The organism is Hyphomonas sp. CACIAM 19H1, assembly GCF_003325995.1.
In the GTDB taxonomy this organism is placed as follows: Bacteria; Pseudomonadota; Alphaproteobacteria; order Caulobacterales; family Hyphomonadaceae; genus Hyphomonas; species Hyphomonas polymorpha.
On sequence record NZ_CP016437.1, the window covers coordinates 2,378,831 to 2,394,794 of the forward strand.

18 protein-coding genes are annotated in these 15,964 nt (G+C 62.2%); 5 read left to right on the plus strand and 13 right to left on the minus strand.

Annotation, left to right across the window (positions count from 1 at the left end; genetic code table 11):
* Positions 1 to 189: 189 nt before the first annotated feature.
* Positions 190 to 1,359, plus strand: a complete 1,170-nt coding sequence (locus BBF93_RS11070) for an epoxide hydrolase family protein (protein ID WP_114105932.1) — start codon at positions 190 to 192, stop codon at positions 1,357 to 1,359.
* Between the two features lie 25 nt (positions 1,360 to 1,384).
* Here the strand turns inward: BBF93_RS11070 and BBF93_RS11075 are convergent, their stop codons facing one another.
* The 8 genes from BBF93_RS11075 to glyA all read right to left on the minus strand — a co-directional run bounded on the left by BBF93_RS11075 (position 1,385) and on the right by glyA (position 7,213).
* On the minus strand, positions 1,385 to 1,834 hold the full coding sequence (locus tag BBF93_RS11075; RefSeq protein WP_114105933.1) for an Imm39 family immunity protein: 450 nt from the start codon (positions 1,832 to 1,834) through the stop codon (positions 1,385 to 1,387).
* Positions 1,835 to 2,105: 271 nt separating this feature from the next.
* On the minus strand, positions 2,106 to 2,570 hold the full coding sequence (gene nusB / locus BBF93_RS11080; RefSeq protein WP_114105934.1) for a transcription antitermination factor NusB: 465 nt from the start codon (positions 2,568 to 2,570) through the stop codon (positions 2,106 to 2,108).
* Positions 2,570 to 2,998, minus strand: coding sequence for a 6,7-dimethyl-8-ribityllumazine synthase (gene ribH / locus BBF93_RS11085; protein WP_114105935.1), 429 nt, complete (start codon positions 2,996 to 2,998; stop codon positions 2,570 to 2,572). Before ribH ends, nusB begins: the two co-directional genes overlap by 1 nt.
* Positions 2,998 to 4,125 (minus strand): 3,4-dihydroxy-2-butanone-4-phosphate synthase, encoded by a 1,128-nt coding sequence (ribB, locus tag BBF93_RS11090; RefSeq protein WP_114105936.1) that lies wholly within the window; start codon positions 4,123 to 4,125, stop codon positions 2,998 to 3,000. Before ribB ends, ribH begins: the two co-directional genes overlap by 1 nt.
* A complete protein-coding gene (locus BBF93_RS11095) occupies positions 4,125 to 4,748 on the minus strand; it encodes a riboflavin synthase (RefSeq protein WP_114105937.1) in 624 nt (207 codons plus the stop codon). The genes ribB and BBF93_RS11095 overlap by 1 nt, the downstream gene beginning before the upstream one ends.
* An 18-nt stretch (positions 4,749 to 4,766) precedes the next feature.
* Positions 4,767 to 5,420 (minus strand): RibD family protein, encoded by a 654-nt coding sequence (locus tag BBF93_RS11100; RefSeq protein ID WP_114105938.1) that lies wholly within the window; start codon positions 5,418 to 5,420, stop codon positions 4,767 to 4,769.
* A complete protein-coding gene (gene nrdR, locus BBF93_RS11105) occupies positions 5,417 to 5,899 on the minus strand; it encodes a transcriptional regulator NrdR (protein WP_114105939.1) in 483 nt (160 codons plus the stop codon). The genes BBF93_RS11100 and nrdR overlap by 4 nt, the downstream gene beginning before the upstream one ends.
* Before the next feature lie 6 nt (positions 5,900 to 5,905).
* The gene (glyA, locus tag BBF93_RS11110; protein ID WP_114105940.1) at positions 5,906 to 7,213 is read right to left on the minus strand and encodes a serine hydroxymethyltransferase; all 1,308 of its coding nucleotides are present in this window, start codon (positions 7,211 to 7,213) and stop codon (positions 5,906 to 5,908) included.
* Positions 7,214 to 7,434: 221 nt separating this feature from the next.
* Between glyA and BBF93_RS11115 the strand changes: the two genes are divergently transcribed.
* Entirely contained in the window at positions 7,435 to 7,833 is a 399-nt protein-coding gene (locus BBF93_RS11115) for a MucR family transcriptional regulator (protein WP_035599319.1), read from the plus strand.
* Positions 7,834 to 7,929: 96 nt separating this feature from the next.
* On the opposite strand, the gene hemA is transcribed toward BBF93_RS11115, so the two are convergent.
* Positions 7,930 to 9,147, minus strand: a complete 1,218-nt coding sequence (hemA, locus tag BBF93_RS11120; protein WP_035599317.1) for a 5-aminolevulinate synthase — start codon at positions 9,145 to 9,147, stop codon at positions 7,930 to 7,932.
* Positions 9,148 to 9,236: 89 nt separating this feature from the next.
* Positions 9,237 to 10,028, minus strand: coding sequence for a class II aldolase/adducin family protein (locus BBF93_RS11125; RefSeq protein WP_035599314.1), 792 nt, complete (start codon positions 10,026 to 10,028; stop codon positions 9,237 to 9,239).
* Between the two features lie 199 nt (positions 10,029 to 10,227).
* On the opposite strand from BBF93_RS11125, the gene BBF93_RS11130 reads away from it, so the two are divergent.
* Both BBF93_RS11130 and BBF93_RS11135 read left to right on the plus strand, forming a co-directional pair.
* A complete protein-coding gene (locus BBF93_RS11130; RefSeq protein WP_114105941.1) occupies positions 10,228 to 10,995 on the plus strand; it encodes an NAD kinase in 768 nt (255 codons plus the stop codon).
* Positions 10,996 to 11,075: 80 nt separating this feature from the next.
* Positions 11,076 to 11,660: an Hpt domain-containing protein gene (locus BBF93_RS11135; RefSeq protein ID WP_114105942.1), complete on the plus strand. Its 585-nt coding sequence runs from the start codon at positions 11,076 to 11,078 to the stop codon at positions 11,658 to 11,660.
* Here BBF93_RS11135 and BBF93_RS11140 read toward each other — a convergent pair.
* The gene (locus BBF93_RS11140) at positions 11,657 to 12,463 is read right to left on the minus strand and encodes an NUDIX hydrolase (RefSeq protein WP_114105943.1); all 807 of its coding nucleotides are present in this window, start codon (positions 12,461 to 12,463) and stop codon (positions 11,657 to 11,659) included. The two genes, BBF93_RS11135 and BBF93_RS11140, sit on opposite strands and share 4 nt — an antisense overlap.
* Positions 12,464 to 12,577: 114 nt before the next feature.
* Here BBF93_RS11140 and BBF93_RS11145 point away from each other — a divergent pair, with 114 nt between their 5' ends.
* On the plus strand, positions 12,578 to 13,252 hold the full coding sequence (locus tag BBF93_RS11145) for an EAL domain-containing protein (protein ID WP_035599305.1): 675 nt from the start codon (positions 12,578 to 12,580) through the stop codon (positions 13,250 to 13,252).
* Here BBF93_RS11145 and BBF93_RS11150 read toward each other — a convergent pair.
* Both BBF93_RS11150 and tig read right to left on the minus strand, forming a co-directional pair.
* Positions 13,249 to 14,412: a DUF2336 domain-containing protein gene (locus tag BBF93_RS11150; protein WP_035599303.1), complete on the minus strand. Its 1,164-nt coding sequence runs from the start codon at positions 14,410 to 14,412 to the stop codon at positions 13,249 to 13,251. The genes BBF93_RS11145 and BBF93_RS11150 overlap by 4 nt on opposite strands.
* Positions 14,413 to 14,566: 154 nt before the next feature.
* The gene (tig, locus tag BBF93_RS11155) at positions 14,567 to 15,904 is read right to left on the minus strand and encodes a trigger factor (protein ID WP_114105944.1); all 1,338 of its coding nucleotides are present in this window, start codon (positions 15,902 to 15,904) and stop codon (positions 14,567 to 14,569) included.
* Positions 15,905 to 15,964 lie beyond the last annotated feature (60 nt).

The following is a 15,964-nucleotide window of genomic DNA, read 5'->3' on the forward strand; positions in this document are numbered from 1 at the left end:
TGGGCCCCTCCTCTCCCAAGGGGAGAGGTTGGGGACTTCGCCGCAAGCACGACGCTAAACCCCTCTCCCTCCGGGAGAGGAGGGACACGCGCCCGGAGGGCGTGGGAGGTGAGGGCTGCCGCCGGGAGACGGCTTAGCGGGAGCGGCTGAGTGCGCTAACCTTCTCTCAGCAAGAACTGGGGAGATGCTATGTCCACGCCGACGCCGTTCAAAGTCCAAGTTCCAGACAGCAAGCTTGCCGAAATCCGCGCCGGTGTCGCGCGCTATAAATGGTTCCCTGCCCCGGCCAATGAGCAGGGCTTTGCCTATGGCATGTCGACGCCGGTGATGCAGGACATTCAGCGCTACTGGCTGGAGCAGTATGACTGGCGCGCCGCCGAGGCGGAGCTGAACCGCTGGCCGCAATTCATGGCGGAGGTGGACGGGCTGCCGATCCATTTCGTGCATGTGGTGGGCGAGGCGAAGGGCAAGCGCCCGCTGCTGATCACACATGGCTGGCCGGGGAGCATCTACGAATTTTGGCAGGCAATTGGGCCACTCGCCTACCCTTCCGAGCACGGAGGGAAATTGGAAGATGCGTTTGACCTGATCATCCCGTCCCTGCCCGGCTATGGATTTTCGGGCAAACCTGCCTCGCCGCTCGGCCAGCGGGCGACGGCGGCGATGTGGGACAGGCTGATGCGGGATGTGCTGGGCTATTCCAGCTATCTGGCGCAGGGAGGGGATTGGGGCTCGATGGTCACGTCCTGGATCGGCAAGAACCATGGCCTCGCCGAGGGCAAAGGCGGGGCGAAGGCGATCCATCTCAACATGATGGGCTTCCGGCCGACGCCGGCGGTTCCTCAGACGGCGGAGGAAACGGCCTGGCTGCAGCACTCACAGATGATGATGCAGATGGAAGGCGCCTACCTCATGCAGCAGGCGACCAAGCCGCAGACGCTGGCGATGGCGCTGATGGATTCGCCGATGGGCACGGCGGCGTGGATCCTCGAGAAGTTTCATGGCTGGAGCGATCTTTCGCAGCGGGGCCTGTTTGAGGTTTACACGCGCGATCAGCTGCTCACGAATGTGATGATCTACCTTGTGAACGATGCGATTGCGACGAGCGTATGGTATTACAATGCCCTCTTCCAGGAAGGCGGCAATGGCCTGTCCGAGGGCGAGCGCTGTGAAACGCCAACGGCGTTTGCGAGCTATCCGGGCGAACGCTACATCGTGGCGCCGCCGCGGAGCTGGGCCGACCGGGCGTATAATATTACTCGGTGGACGGACATGCCGCGCGGCGGGCATTTCGCAGCGATGGAAGCACAGGAGGTTTATGTGGACGATGTGAGAGCGTGGGCGCGGGAGGTGGGGTGAGACGGTGGGTTCCGCCTTCGGCTTGCTAAGTCTCAGTTGGGTTTGCATGGATGACTTGAGGTGGCCATCCGCCGAGTTCGGCAAGCCGCGATTCAAGGACAGCGGTGGGTAGCTCGTATTTCCTGCCTACATGAATGAGGGCCCAGAGCGCCGATGCGCAGTAAACCCTGTAGATGGTTTCATCTTCTTGGCGATAAAGAAGGCGCACGTCGATCTCGAACGCGACAGGCAGCTCACCATACTGCTTGTTTATTCTCCTGATTTCAGGCGCAGGATCATTTTTGAGACCTTTGCGATACATTAAGCCAATCCACCAGAAGGGAGCATCATCAAGTAAGCCGCTCGAAATTACGATCTGTTCAAGATCATGCGAGGCTTTCACCATCATCGGCATCTCATTCTTTCCCGCACGCTGATTTGTCATCGCGACAGCACCCGTAACAAATCGACGGTCGTGGGGAGGCCTGCCAGTCATCTGCTTGTCCTGTTTCTCGGGAGCATCGTTAAGCCAACTGTCTATGCTGGATGTACCTTCAAGGACAGCTCGAGCAAAAACAACTCAAAATGGCGCGCTGCCGCCTTGCTTAAGAAGACAGCACACAAACCTGCAATTGCTGCGTCACGCTCGATGGCCTGAGGCCATCGGAGCGCCCATCGGGAGACCTAACCCTTTGAGCGCGGCGAGATGGCGGGAGATGGGCCCTCTGATGGGCTAACGCCCGTCGAGGGTGACGTGTGCGGAGGAGTTAGGCGCGCAGGTCGCGGCCCATGTTCTGAAGAACGGCGTTCGCAAACTTCGCGTCGTTTTCCTCGAAGAAATCGTGCGCGAGGGAGACGTATTCGTCGAGGATCACCGCGTCGGAGAGTTCCGGGTGGGCGATGAATTCGGCGGCGCCGGCGCGCAGGAGGGCGCGCATGGTGGCGTCGAGGCGGGTGAGCTTCCAGCCCTCGGCGAGACGCGCGAGGATGGCGGTGTCAATCTTCGCCTGATGTTCGACCACGGAGTTTACGATGGACTTGAAAAGGTCGGGGTCTGCCTCTTCCACGGGCAGGCCGTCCGGGCCGATGCCCAGACGGTCTTCCATGAAGTCTCGGATGGTGGCGCGGGCGGATTTCTCCGTCTGCTCCATTTCGTAAAGTGCCTGCACAGCCGCAAGACGCGCGCCGGCCCGGCGCGCGCGTGTGACATCGAAGGGCATCTTCTGGGTCATCAGCGGATCAGCTCTTTGCGGAACTTGATCATGGCAAGGCAGGCATTGGCCGCTTCCGCGCCCTTGTTCTTGCGCTTGCGATCAGCGCGGGCGAGCGCCTGCGCTTCGTTTTCCACGGTGAGGATGCCATAGCCGATGGCCTGGCGGCGCTGGACGATGAGGTCCATCAGGCCGCGCGCGCTCTCGCCGCAGACATAGTCATAATGGGTGGTTTCGCCGCGAATGACGCAGCCGAGCGCCACGGCGCCGTCAAACCGTCCGGAGTCGGCGGCCATGGCGATCAGGCCCGGGATTTCAAAGGCGCCGGGCACTTCCATCACGGTGACCTTTGCGCCGGCCGCTTCGAGGACCTCCAGGCAGCCTGCTTCCAGCTCGTCGCTGATATGTTTGTAGTAACGCGAGATCGCGACAAGGACGCGGTCGGCCATCAGGTAGTCTCCTCGTTCAGGCGGCGCCAGCCCTCTATTGTCAGACCGTATCCGTCAAGCCCTGCAAGGCGGGTGGGCTGCGTATCGGACAGATAAACCATGCGCCGGACGCCAAGCTCGCGCAGGATCTGGGCCCCGATGCCGTACTCTCTGAGAGGTGCGGACGGATCACGCGGGGCGGCGGATTTCAGGCCAAGACGCTCTGCAAGAGAGCCTGGCTGCATTGTGTTGACGAACACCACGACGCCCGGACTGGGATCGCCCGCGATGAGGCGCATGGCGCGGGAGACGAGGCCGGACCGGGGGCCCTTCTCACCGAGAATGTCGGCCAGGATGTCTGTGCGGTGGACGCGGACGAGGGTGGTGGCATCCGGCTTGATGTCGCCATGGACGATGGCGATATGCTCGGAATTGTCCATCGTGTTGCGGAAACAGACGGTGCGGAAGCCGCTGCCATAATCGGATTCCAGCGGGGCCTCGATGCGGCGCTCCAGGAAACGGTCGTTCTGGCGGCGCCAGGCGATCAGGTCTGCGATGGTGCCGATCTTGAGATTGTGCAGCTGGGCAAAGGCGATCAGCTCCGGCAGGCGGGCCATGGTGCCGTCGTCATTCATGATCTCGCAGATGACGCCCGCCGGGAAGAGGCCGGCCATGCGGGAGATATCGACAGCGGCCTCCGTGTGGCCGGCGCGGACGAGCGTGCCGCCTTCCTTGGCGATCAGCGGGAAGATGTGGCCGGGGGTGACGATGTCATCATGATCCTTGGTCGGATCAATGGCGACGGCAATCGTCCGGGCACGGTCATGTGCGGAAATGCCCGTGGTGACGCCCTCTTTGGCTTCGATGGAGACGGTGAACGCCGTGCCCATGCTTTCGCGGTTGTTGCGGGTCATCATGTCCAGCGCGAGCGTGTGGGCGCGCTCCTGCGTCATGGCGAGACAGATGAGGCCGCGGCCATGCTTGGCCATGAAGTTGACGGCCTCCGGCGTGGCGAAGGTGGCCGGGATGATGAGGTCGCCCTCATTCTCGCGGTCTTCGGCATCGACCAGGATGAACATGCGCCCGTTGCGGGCGTCTTCGATGATTTCCTCAATCGAGGAGATGGCGGCGGTGAACTCGCTGCTCATTATTCAGCTCCCTTTGGCGCATCTGCGCCGATCATGCGGGCCACATAGCGCGCAAGCATATCAATTTCGAGGTTTACCTTTGTGCCGGCCTGGAGGGCGCTGAGGGTGGTGACTTCCCAGGTGTGCGGGATGATGGCGACCTGGAAGTCGCCATTCGGCAAGGCAGCGGCCACGGTGAGCGAGACGCCGTCAACCGCGGCGGAGCCCTTGGTGGCGAAATAGCGCGCAATGGCGGCAGGCGGGCGAATGGTGACGCGGAAGGACTGCCCCTCCGGCGCGACCGAGACGATCTCACCGACGCCATCGACATGGCCGAACACGAAATGGCCGCCAAGTTCCTCGCCAAGCTTCAGGCTCTGTTCGAGGTTGACGCGCGTGCCTTCCTGCCAGCCGCCGAGGATGGTTTTCGACAGGGTTTCAGGCACAGCCTCCACCGCAAACCAGGCGCCCCGCGCGCCCTCCCCCTTGTCCACCACGGTCAGGCAGACGCCGGAATGCAGGATGGAAGCGCCCATGGCGATTTCAGCAAGCGGATAGCCGCTTTCGACTTCAAACCGGGTGAGGCCGTTGCGGTGCTCCGCTTTGCGGACAGTGCCGACATCGGTGACGAGGCCAGTAAACATGATTTCTTATCCTGGGGCCTATTGCTCAGAGCGAACATAAGTGTCGAGAACGTCATCCCCAATCCGTTCCGTTGCGATAGGGCGCCAGCGGGTCGCAGATTTGAGATCCGTGAGACCGAGGGCGCCAAGGGCGGGAAGGCCTTCCCCGCCAATGAGGATGGGCGCGCGGAACCAGGCGATTTCGTCAACGAAGCCGGCGCGGATGAAGGTGGCGGCCAGCGTGCTGCCACCCTCGATGAGGAGCGTGCGCAGGCCTTCGGCCTCAGCGCGGCGGACAAATTCGGCCACATCCATGCGCACGCCATTGCCACAGCGCCAGATGTCGACCCCGGCGGGGATGGCAGTTTCGGTGGCCTGACCGCTGGTGACGGCAACGACCCGGCCAAGATCAAGGGACTGGGCAAGATGCGACGCAGGCGGCAGACGGCCGCGCGAGTCTGCCACGATACGCACCGGCTGGCGTGCGGGCAGCGGCACGGTGCGGGCCGTCAGCAGCGGATCATCGGCAAGCACGGTGCCGATGCCGACCATGATGGCGTCATTCTCGGCGCGCATCTGGTGGCCCCGCGCGCGCGAAGCGCTGGAGGTGATCCACTGGCTGGTGCCATCAGCCAGCGCGATGCGCCCATCCAGCGAGGACGCAATCTTCAGGGTGATGCGCAGGGTTTTCATTTTCCGGGGGCGTCGTCTTCGTCTTCATCTTCAAGGGCGGCCTTGTCGATGAATTGAGCGAAGTCGCTGGGGTCTTTGAAGTCGCGATAAACCGAGGCGAAGCGGACATAGCCGACCGGATCAACCCGTTTCAGGGCATCCATGGCCAGCTCGCCGACATCGTTGGAAGTGACTTCCTGCTCGCCAGTGCTCTCCAGCTTGCGGAGGATGCCGGAAACCATCTGGTCGATCTGCTCGCGGTCTACCGGGCGCTTGCGCAGGGCGATTGTGATGGAGCGGGCCAGCCGCTCCCGGTCAAACGGGACGCGCTTGCCGTCACGCTTGACCACCATGATCTCGCGCAACTGCACCCGCTCGAATGTGGTGAAGCGCGCGCCACAGCTTTCGCAAACGCGGCGGCGGCGCACAGCGGTATCGTCTTCAGCAGCTCGGCTGTCTTTTACGGACGTATTGTCAGAACCGCAGAATGGACACCGCAAGACGGATCAGGCCCCCAGCCCCTCATAAATGGGGAAGCGCGCTGTCAGCGCCTTCACCTCTTCACGGACCCGCGTTTCGACAGCTTCGCTGTTGCCGCCCGCGAGGGCTTCGACGATTTCGCCGATCCAGGTGCCGATCTGGATGAACTCGGCCTCGCGGAAGCCGCGCGTGGTGCCCGCAGGCGAGCCAACGCGGATGCCCGAGGTGACGGTCGGCGGCGCGGGATCGAACGGAATGCCGTTCTTGTTGCAGGTGATGAAGGCGCGCTCGAGGGCAGCTTCGGCATCCTTGCCGGTGACGCCTTTCGGGCGCAGGTCGATCAGGGCGAGGTGGGTATCGGTGCCGCCGGAGACGACGTCGAGGCCAGCGGTGCGGCAGGCTGCGGCCATGGCGCGGGCGTTGGAGACGACCTGTTCAGCATAGGCCTGGAACTCGGGCATCAGCGCCTCACCGAAGGCGACTGCCTTGCCGGCGATGACATGCATCAGCGGTCCGCCCTGGATGCCGGGGAAAATGGCGGAGTTGATTTTCTTCGCCAGCGCTTCGTCATTTGTCAGGATCATGCCGCCGCGCGGGCCGCGCAGGGTCTTGTGCGTGGTGGTGGTGGCGATGTGGCAATGGTCGAGCGGATTGGGGTGGACCCCGCCGGCGACGAGGCCAGCAAAGTGGGCCATATCGACCAGGAAGATGGCGCCGACATCATCGGCGATCTCACGGAAACGCTTGAAATCGATCTGGCGCGGATAGGCTGAGCCGCCGGCGATGATCATCTGCGGGCGGTGGGCGCGGGCAAGGCGCTCGACCTCTTCAAAGTCGATCAGGTGATCGTCCGGACGCACACCATACTGGACGGCGTTGAACCATTTGCCCGACTGGTTGGGCTTGGCGCCATGGGTCAGGTGGCCGCCCGCGGCGAGGCTCATGCCGAGGATGGTGTCGCCGGGTTTCAGCACCGCCTGGAAGACGCCCTGATTGGCCTGGCTGCCGGAATTGGGCTGGACGTTGGCAAAGCCGCAATTGAACAGCTTCTTGGCGCGCTCGATTGCCAGTTCCTCGGCAATGTCCACGAATTCACAGCCGCCATAGTAGCGCTTGCCGGGATAGCCTTCGGCATACTTGTTGGTGAGGATCGAGCCCTGCGCCTCAAGGACGGCGCGGGAGACGATGTTCTCCGAAGCGATCAGCTCGATCTGATGCTGCTGGCGGGTGGCTTCCTTCGCCATGGCCGCTGCCAGCTCGGGATCGCGCTCAGCCAGACCGGCCGAGAAGAATCCGCCAGCCAGCGTTTCAGGAACATGCGCCGAATCTGCCATGGGGAGCCTCCTATATGACGGTCTGGGCGCTGTTTACGCCGTGCAGCCGACCGGGGCAACTGCGACTCGAAGTTCTGCAGAGTTTCAACTAGAATAGAAGAAACCTCGCCGCTGCGATGAAAAATTTAGCTCGATACTTTACGGACTATCGCGATTATACTTAGACAAGCTAAGAATTGCGAGAATCGCAGCAACGATTACAGGATGGATGGGGTGGGCGAATGACTGATCCGGAAGATATCGACGCTTTGGAAATGACGGTTGAGATTGTCTCATCGTATGTGGCGAATAATTCCCTTCAGTCGGCACAACTTCCAGAGCTGATCAGAAGTATTCACGCGACGATTACCAGTCTTTCATCTGCAGCCCCTGCCCCGGTCGTGCAGCTGGAGCCGGCGGTTCCGGTCAACAAGTCGGTGACGGCAGAATATCTGGTCTGCCTGGAAGACGGCGCGAAGCTGAAGATGCTGAAGCGCTACCTGCGCACGCGCTATGACATGACCCCGGAAGAATACCGCGCCAAATGGGGCCTGCCGGTCGATTACCCGATGGTGGCGCCGAATTATGCCAAACTTCGTTCCAAACATGCCAAGCAAATTGGGTTGGGCAAAAAACGCTGACTTTACAAGCAAATGGCCCGGCAAAACCGGGCCATCTTGACGCGTTTTCCGGTCATCGCGCGGAGAAAACCGGACAATTTCGGACAGGCTGCGCCCTCAGGCCGCCTTATCGAGCCCCAGCTGTTTCCAGACCGCGAGGATGGCGGCGACCAGCTCATCCATCATCACTTCATCATGCACCGGGCTGGGCGTGAAGCGCAGACGCTCCGTGCCCCGCGGGACGGTGGGATAGTTGATCGGCTGGACGTAGATGCCGAAGTCGAAGAGCAGCGTGTCGGACAGGGCCTTGCAGCGCTCCGGATCCCCCACCAGCAGCGGGACGATGTGGGAGGGCGAATCCATGACCGGCAGGCCGGCATCGCGGAACTTCTGCTTCAACTCGAGCGCCTTGGCCTGGTGGACAGCGCGCAGACGGCGGCCTTCATCGGTGCGCAGCTTGCGGATGCTGGCGAGAGCGCCGGCCGCCATGACCGGACAGGTAGAGGTGCTGAAAATGAAGCCGGACGCCATGGAGCGAATGGCATCGATCACGGTGGCGTGGCTGGCGATATAGCCGCCCATCACGCCATACCCCTTGGCCAGCGTGCCTTCGATGATGTCGATCCGGTCGCCCAGGCCAAGCATTTCGGCAACACCGGCGCCCTGCTGGCCGTAAAGGCCAACGGCATGGACTTCGTCGAGATAGGTCAGCGCGTTGAATTCCTCGGCGAGGTCGCAGATTTCCTGCATCCGGCCGAAATCCCCATCCATCGAATACACGCTTTCGAAGGCGATCAGCTTGGGACGGTCTGCATCGTCATTCTCGATCAGAGCGCGCAGATGGTCGACATCATTGTGCCGGAAGACGCGGTATTCGGCGCCCGAGCGGCGGATGCCCTCGATCATCGAGGCGTGGTTCAGCTGATCGGAATAGATGATCAGGTTGGGCAGGATCTTGCCGAGCGTCGACAGGGTCGCGTCGTTCGAAACATAGCCGGAGGTGAACAGCAGCGCCGATTCCTTGCCGTGCAGATCTGCCAGTTCGCGCTCCAGATCGACGTGGAAGCGGGTGGTGCCGGAGATGTTGCGCGTGCCGCCCGAGCCAGCGCCGAAGCTGTCGATGGCTTCGTGCATGGAATTGATGACATCATCATCCTGACCCATGCCGAGATAGTCGTTCGAGCACCAGATGGTGACTTCCCGCTCGCCATCCTCAAACCGGGCGGTGGCTTTCGGAAAACGGCCCTTGTGACGGTGCAGGTCGATGAAAACCCGGTAGCGTCCTTCACTGTGGATGGCGCCAAGGGCGTCTTCGAAGGCTTTGAGATGCTTCATGGCGCTCTGAACTCTCTGCGACTGACCATGCTTAATTGGGTACCGGAGGCTTAGTCCGGCGACCTATTTAGGCGAACCCGTAAAAATACCTATGCGGCATAACCGGGCAGATCCCGGTCCAGCTTGCGCAGCAGCGCGGGCCAGACGAGCTTTTCGGTCAGGGTGGACATTCCGTTGCTGTGTTCGGTCATGCCGCCCTGCCCGGCCACCTTCTGCTGGAGGCCGCCATCGCACTCCAGCACGCCGTCGCGTCCAGCCGAAAGCGCCATGATCTGCATGTTACAGGCGCGCTCCAGGAAGAACATGCGGGTGAAGGTGATGGCAGCTGTGGCGCCGCAGGTCAGCGTGCCGTGGTTGCGCAGGATCATCGAATGCTTCTTGGGGCCGAGGTCGCGCACCAGGCGCTCACGCTCGTCCAGATCAAGGGCAATGCCTTCATAATCATGATAAGCGACATCTTCACGCACGACCATGGCCGTCTGGCTGAGCGGGAGGAGGCCTTCCTTCTGCGCCGAGACAGCAACGCCCTGATCTGTATGGACGTGCATCACGACATGCGCATCTTCGCGGGCCGCATGGATGGCCGAATGGATGGTGAAGCCAGCCGGATTGATCATCGCATCGGTTTCCTGAACGATGTTGCCGTCCAGATCGACCTTCACCAGCGAGGAAGCGGTGATTTCCTCGAAGAAATAGCCATAGGGATTGATCAGGAAGTGATGCTCCGGGCCAGGAACGCGGTGGGAAATGTGGGTGAAGATCATGTCATCCCAGCCGTAAAGCGCGGTGAGACGGTAGAGCGCAGCGAGATCGACGCGCGCCTTCCATTCGGCTTCACTGACGGAATTGCGGATATCAATCTTGCCTGCGCCATCGGCCATGGTGGTCTTCTCCCTGGATGCGTGTCTTTGCGTTCTTATAGGCGGTTTTGTGCGTTTCCAGAGCCGAAAGTAAACGAGTTTGGGCCTGAGCGCCAGATTCAGATGACGCTGGCGTCACGTTTTGCCGCAAGGGAAGCTCTGCGCGGACATATCCGGCCTGCCTTGACGGGTGGGGCAAAACATTCCCACATGCCGCCGCATGACATCGCTGCGTATCGCTTTTTATGCTTCAAAACGGCCAGAGGCGCAGCAGGTGCTGCCGCTTCTGCGCGACAAATACGGCCATTATTCCGAGGAAGAGGCTGAGGTCATCGTCGCCCTCGGCGGGGATGGCGCGATGCTGGATACGCTGCGCCGGCGCTTTGATGACGGCAAGGCTGTCTACGGGATGCATCTGGGCACAGTGGGCTTCCTGATGAACGACTACCGCGCGGACGGCCTGATCGAGCGGATCGAGGCGGCCGAGCGGGCGACGCTCTCGCCGCTGCGGATGGCGGCGACCGATCTGGACGGCAGGGTTCACCGGGCCATGGCGATCAATGAAGTGTCTCTGCTGCGCCAGACGGCGCAGTCGGCGCGCCTCAAGATCGTGGTCGACGGCCGGGTGCGGATGGAAGAACTCGTCTGTGACGGCCTGATGGTGGCGACGCCTGCCGGATCAACCGCCTATAACCTTTCGGCCCACGGCCCCATCCTGCCGATCGGCGCGAAGCTGCTGGCGCTGACGCCGGTGAGCGCGTTCCGCCCCCGGCGCTGGCGCGGGGCGCTGCTCAAAGCCGAGGCCAAGGTGGACATTGAAGTGATCCATCCCGACCGCCGCCCGGTCTCTGCCTCGGCCGACAATGAGGAAGTGCGCAATATTGCCAAGGTGACAGTGGAAACCGATCCGGCCAGGACGCTGAAGGTGCTGTTTGACCCCGGCCATGCGCTCGACGAGCGCATTTTGCGCGAACAGTTTGCTTTCTGAGGTAATTTCAACGCCTTGCGTCAGGCGAATGTTAAATTTTGTTGGTTAATCACGATCCTTCAGAAACGAGGGGTGGAGTGATGCTGGGCAAGTTCCTCAAGAAACTGGATACCGCCAAGTTTAACCGCAAACCGGCGCAGACCGTTGTCGCGCCCGACATTTCCCGTGTGATCCGGCCCGCCTCTGCCACGACGCCGGCGCACGAAGAGATGGCCCCTGCAGCCATCACCCCGCCGGAACCGGTATTTGTGGCCGACCCACAGGAGATGGTGACCCAGGCCGAAGAAGCCCTGGACGCCCTGACCGAAGAATTTGAGGGCTGGATGCGCAATGATCTGGAAAAGATGCGCGACGCCTGGCGCATTGCCCAGAAGCCGCATGCCACCGCCGACGACTACCGCACGCTCTATACCTGCGCCCACAATATCCGCGGGGCGGCAACCTCCTATGGCTACCCGGCCGTCTCACGCCTTTGCGGATCGCTGTGCGATCTGCTGAGCGGCACGCGGGCTGGCGAGAACACTGCGCTGATCAATCTGCACATCGAAGCCTGCCGCGCCGCCGTGGCGGCCGGCCCGCAGGGCGAGGGGTCAGAATCGGTTGCCGATGCCGTGTGCGAAGCCCTTGAGCGCCGCGTTGCCCTCAAGGTTGGAAACGCAGGCTAGACTTTCACTTTCGAGAGCAGCTCGACCGTCTGACCGTAGCCGGCTTCTTCCGGAATGAAGAGGCAGGGATCACCCGTCTCCGTCTTGCCGGGGCGCGGCAATACCGTGATCACGGGCTCGGCTACAAACCGCTGACGGGCATCTTCCAGCGAGGCAGCACGGGAAAGCTTCACCAGGTTCATCCGTGTCGGGAAGATGATGGTGGCCTGCCCGGCCATTTCTTGCGCCAGGGCATCTGAGGCCGACAGCCAGACGGCATCGGTGGTTTCACGGCCATCATGGGCGGCGACCTGGCCGCTGGGCGCCGGCGCAACATAGAAATGCGTGTCGAAGCGTTTGGGCATCATCACCGGCGTGATCCAGTGGCCGAAATGGATGAGCCGGTCGAGCGCCAGGGTAAGATCGTGTTCGCGCACCAGATCAAGGAACGGGATTTCACCCCGGTCCACCCCAGCCCGGTAAGGCGCCAGCTTGTCGGCAATGTCTGCCCCCACCAGCGGCGCCCCTTCCCCACGCGCGTTTCGACGGCGCGCCAGCAGGATGCCGGATTCCTCATACGCCTCACGGATGGCGGCGATGCGGGCGTCCTGCTGGATGGGGCCGTAATCGCCGTCTGTATACGCGTCCCAGCCCGGATCGGTATCGCTGGAAGCGGCTTTTCCGCCCGGAAACACCAATGCGCCGGCGGCAAAGTCGATCTCGTAATGGCGCTTCACCATCAGCACTTCCGGCGCGCTAATACCTTCTCGCAAAAGAAGAATTGTCGCTGACAGGCGGGCGTCCGGCGGGGTTTGGGCGGTCATTTGATGCCTCTTTATATGCAATTTCCGGCAAATTCGCCGGGTCTCCTCCGCGTGATGTTCAGCTTGCTCCGTTAGGGAAGGCAATAGCCAAGAAACTGTTTCGGAGACGCCCGCGTGACTTCCCTCAATATCCATGCCGCCTCACCCCGCCTTGAGCAGAGCCGTGTCCGCTTTCTGCCGGTCGTGCATCTGCTGGCCGGTGACAGCCTGGGGATGGCGGCGGAAGAAGCGGTGGAGTTCGAGGAGCGCGTCAGCTTTGGCCCGGCCACCGTGGCTGCCGAGACTGACCCGGCCAAATGGCTGGCCGACCGGCTGGTGCGTGTGGCGTCTGCCGCCTGCGCCGATGGCGCGATGGCGCGGCCGATCCTGGTGCCCGCCCCGATGGCGGCGCTGGCAAATGTGAATACCGCCGTAGCCTGCGACGCCGCCGTGCGCCGCACGACGATGTGTCAGCAGGAATTCTGCCTGATGTTTTCCGATGCGGCCTTTGCCGCCGATGCCGCCGACAGCACGAGCCGCGTGGCGCGCCTGCGCAAGGCCGGCTTCCGCGTTGGCATTGATATGCGCCGCTCCTGGCATTGCGGGCTCAGCGAGGGGCTGCGCCTTCTGATCGACACCATCCGTGTAGACGCAGATGCGCTGGAAACGTCTGCCGATCTTCAGGAAGTTGTGCTGATTGCCAAGGAGAGCGGCATCCTGGTCGTCGCCGACAATGCCAGCTGGCGGGATGGTGATTTCCTGGAAGACACCGGTGTTGCCGGGGCCATTGCTCCGAGGGCGGACGCTTAAGCGCCGTCCGTTCCCGTGACGCCAATTTCCTCGCGCGCAGCCATTTCGGAATAGAAATCCAGCTTGTCGAGCAGGTAATCAAGATCATCCTTAGGTATGGCCTGGAACTGGGTGAGCACGCGCTCGATCATCCGGGCACGGAATCTGGCGCGGTCGTTTGGCCCGCCATCGTGTTCGGTTTCGTGATAGACGTTGACCGCCGCCTTGAAGGCCGCGAGCATCTTGCGCGGCAGGCCAGCATGATCGAACACGGCCTGTAGCCCCAGCGGGCCGGCATCATGGATCATCAGCCAGACGCGCTGGTGCGCCACGCCGGACAGCTCAGACAGGGCATGTTCCACGAACGGCATCTGACCGCAGCAAAGCGCACGCATGATCAGTGAATGGGTGAGCCGGCCGTTGAGGTTCAGCTGAGAGACGAAGCGTGGCAGATCATGCGAACGCCCCGCCTGTTCAACCAGATCGATCGTCGCACGCTCGCGGGCACTGGCGGCCAGGTCGATGGCCAGCTGGGCAGGCAGTTCGTGCCGGTTGACCAGCATGTCGAACAGGTTTCCGGAGACCAGGGAGACCATCTTCTCGGCGATGTGAACGGGGATGAAGTCGCGGCGGATGAGGCCGGCCTGAACGGTCTCGTCGGAGCCAAAGCGGGAAAGCGCGTCGGTATAGGCCTTGTCGCTCCACTCGGCGGTCGAATTTTCGGCAAGGGCGCGGACCGCCTCGACGGCGCCGTGTTCGGAGATGACTTCGGACACGGTGATCGAAAGCCCCTCGCGACCGGCAATGGCGGCCTGCTTGGCGGCGGTGACCGACAGGACGAGCTCCACAAGGTCTTCCTCGGTGAAGACCGGGGACTCTTCGAGGATCGGGATGGCGACGGCTTCAATGTCGCGAGCGAGCTTCAGGGCGATCTCGCGCGGCAGGATAGGCGAGGAGCGCAGCGTGACCGCTAGAGTACGGCGGACAAGATCTGCGGCATCGGCAGCGAGGATCTTTATGATTTCCTGAGCGTACTGCTTCTCGGCATCGCTGAGCACATCCAGACCAATGCGGCGGCACAGCCGGTGGGCGACCGAGGCACGTTGCTCGGGCGACTCGCCTTTCATCAGCCGGTGAATGTCCTGCTGGGTGAGTTGAGGGCGGAGGCTCTGGACGCTCATAGGTTAATGGAATCCCGATCAAAATATACCGGCAACCTCTCCGAAGCCGGTTAACAGCCGTTTACCAAAATGACCGAACGGAAAGAACCCCGCGCAAAACAAAACCGGCCGATCTTTCGACCGGCCGGCTTGAAGTACCTTGTAAGGAAAGAACTTACTCTTCGTCTTCCTTGAACAGTTCCTCGCGGGTAACTGTCTTATCCTCAACTTTTGCAGTCTCGAGGATGTGGTCGACGACCTTGTCCTCATAGATCGGGGCGCGCAGCTGGGCCATGGCGCCGGGATTCTTCTGGAAGAACTGGACCACTTCCCGCTCCTGGCCCGGATACTGGCGGGCTTCACGGATGAGGGCCTGGTTCACTTCCGCCTCGGAAATCCGCACGTCTGCCAGACGGCCGACCTCTGCGAGCACGAGGCCCAGGCGCACGCGGCGCTCGGCGATCTTGCGGTATTCGGCCTTCAGCTCGTCTTCCGGCTTCGCCTTCTCCTCATCGGAAACGCGGCCAGCGTCCATTTCACGCTGAAGCTGTTGCCAGATCTGCTCGAACTCCATGTTGACCATGCCGGGCGGCAGGTCGAAGTCGTGGGCGGCGTCGAGCTTGTCGAGCAGGTCGCGCTTGGCCTTGGAGCGCGAAGCGACATTGTGCTCGTTCTGCAGCTGGTCTTTCACGAGGCCGCGCAGCTGCTCCAGGCTTTCAAGGCCGAGGCCGGTGGCGAACTCGTCGTTGATTTCCGGGGTCTGCGGGGCGCGGACTTCGTGAACCTTGGTTTCGAAGATGGCCGCTTTGCCGGCAAGTTCTGCCGCCGGATAGTCTTCCGGGAAGGAAACGTTCAGCTCTTTCTCGTCGCCAGCCTTGACGCCGAAGAGTTGCTCTTCGAAGCCGGGGATGAAGCGGTTGGAGCCGAGCACGACGGCCTGCTGCTCAGCCGTGCCGCCCTCGAAGGCTTCGCCGTCGATCTTGCCGACGAAATCCACGATCACGGCGTCTCCGTCCTGGGAGACTTCGCCTTCCGGGCGGGCTTCGAACTTGGTGTTCTGCTCGGCGATGCGCTTGAGGGCTTCCTCGATCTGCTCGTCGGCGATCTCGGCAACCGGGCGCTCGATGGTGAGTGTGGACACATCCACCGGGGTGAATTCCGGCATCACGTCAACGTGCATGTGGTAGGACAGGTCGGCCTGGCCGCTGACGACTTTCTCGATGTCAGCTTCCATATGGACGTTGGGCTGGCCAGCGGGACGCAGCGAATTTTCCTCAAGAGCCTTCTGGTTGGTCTCGTTGACCAGCTTGTCGATCACTTCGCCCATAAGGTCGCGGCCATACATCTTGCGCACATGTGCTGCCGGCACCTTGCCAGGGCGGAAGCCCTTGAGACGCATTTGCGGGCGCACTTCCTCGATGCGGGCATCGAGTTTCGCCTGCAGTTCGCTGACCGGCACCTTGACCGCAAAGGTGCGGCTAAGACCTTCTGCCTTGGTCTGTGTCACTTCCATGGGACATTCTTCCGTCTATTGGGCGGCGCGGCGCACGCCAGAATGCGCGCCCGGAGCCTG

Coding starts and splice junctions, on each gene's coding strand:
- BBF93_RS11150 (WP_035599303.1), bottom strand. CDS start 14,412: ATGAGCGTCCAGAGCCTCCGCCCTCAACTCACCCAGCAGGACATTCAC.
- glyA (WP_114105940.1), bottom strand. CDS start 7,213: ATGGCAGATTCGGCGCATGTTCCTGAAACGCTGGCTGGCGGATTCTTC.
- BBF93_RS11125 (WP_035599314.1), bottom strand. CDS start 10,028: ATGGCCGATGGCGCAGGCAAGATTGATATCCGCAATTCCGTCAGTGAA.
- BBF93_RS11135 (WP_114105942.1), top strand. CDS start 11,076: ATGCTGGGCAAGTTCCTCAAGAAACTGGATACCGCCAAGTTTAACCGC.
- BBF93_RS11140 (WP_114105943.1), bottom strand. CDS start 12,463: ATGACCGCCCAAACCCCGCCGGACGCCCGCCTGTCAGCGACAATTCTT.
- ribH (WP_114105935.1), bottom strand. CDS start 2,998: ATGGCCGACCGCGTCCTTGTCGCGATCTCGCGTTACTACAAACATATC.
- BBF93_RS11130 (WP_114105941.1), top strand. CDS start 10,228: ATGACATCGCTGCGTATCGCTTTTTATGCTTCAAAACGGCCAGAGGCG.
- BBF93_RS11075 (WP_114105933.1), bottom strand. CDS start 1,834: ATGACTGGCAGGCCTCCCCACGACCGTCGATTTGTTACGGGTGCTGTC.
- BBF93_RS11095 (WP_114105937.1), bottom strand. CDS start 4,748: ATGTTTACTGGCCTCGTCACCGATGTCGGCACTGTCCGCAAAGCGGAG.
- ribB (WP_114105936.1), bottom strand. CDS start 4,125: ATGAGCAGCGAGTTCACCGCCGCCATCTCCTCGATTGAGGAAATCATC.
- BBF93_RS11115 (WP_035599319.1), top strand. CDS start 7,435: ATGACTGATCCGGAAGATATCGACGCTTTGGAAATGACGGTTGAGATT.
- nusB (WP_114105934.1), bottom strand. CDS start 2,570: ATGACCCAGAAGATGCCCTTCGATGTCACACGCGCGCGCCGGGCCGGC.
- tig (WP_114105944.1), bottom strand. CDS start 15,904: ATGGAAGTGACACAGACCAAGGCAGAAGGTCTTAGCCGCACCTTTGCG.
- BBF93_RS11100 (WP_114105938.1), bottom strand. CDS start 5,420: ATGAAAACCCTGCGCATCACCCTGAAGATTGCGTCCTCGCTGGATGGG.
- hemA (WP_035599317.1), bottom strand. CDS start 9,147: ATGAAGCATCTCAAAGCCTTCGAAGACGCCCTTGGCGCCATCCACAGT.
- BBF93_RS11070 (WP_114105932.1), top strand. CDS start 190: ATGTCCACGCCGACGCCGTTCAAAGTCCAAGTTCCAGACAGCAAGCTT.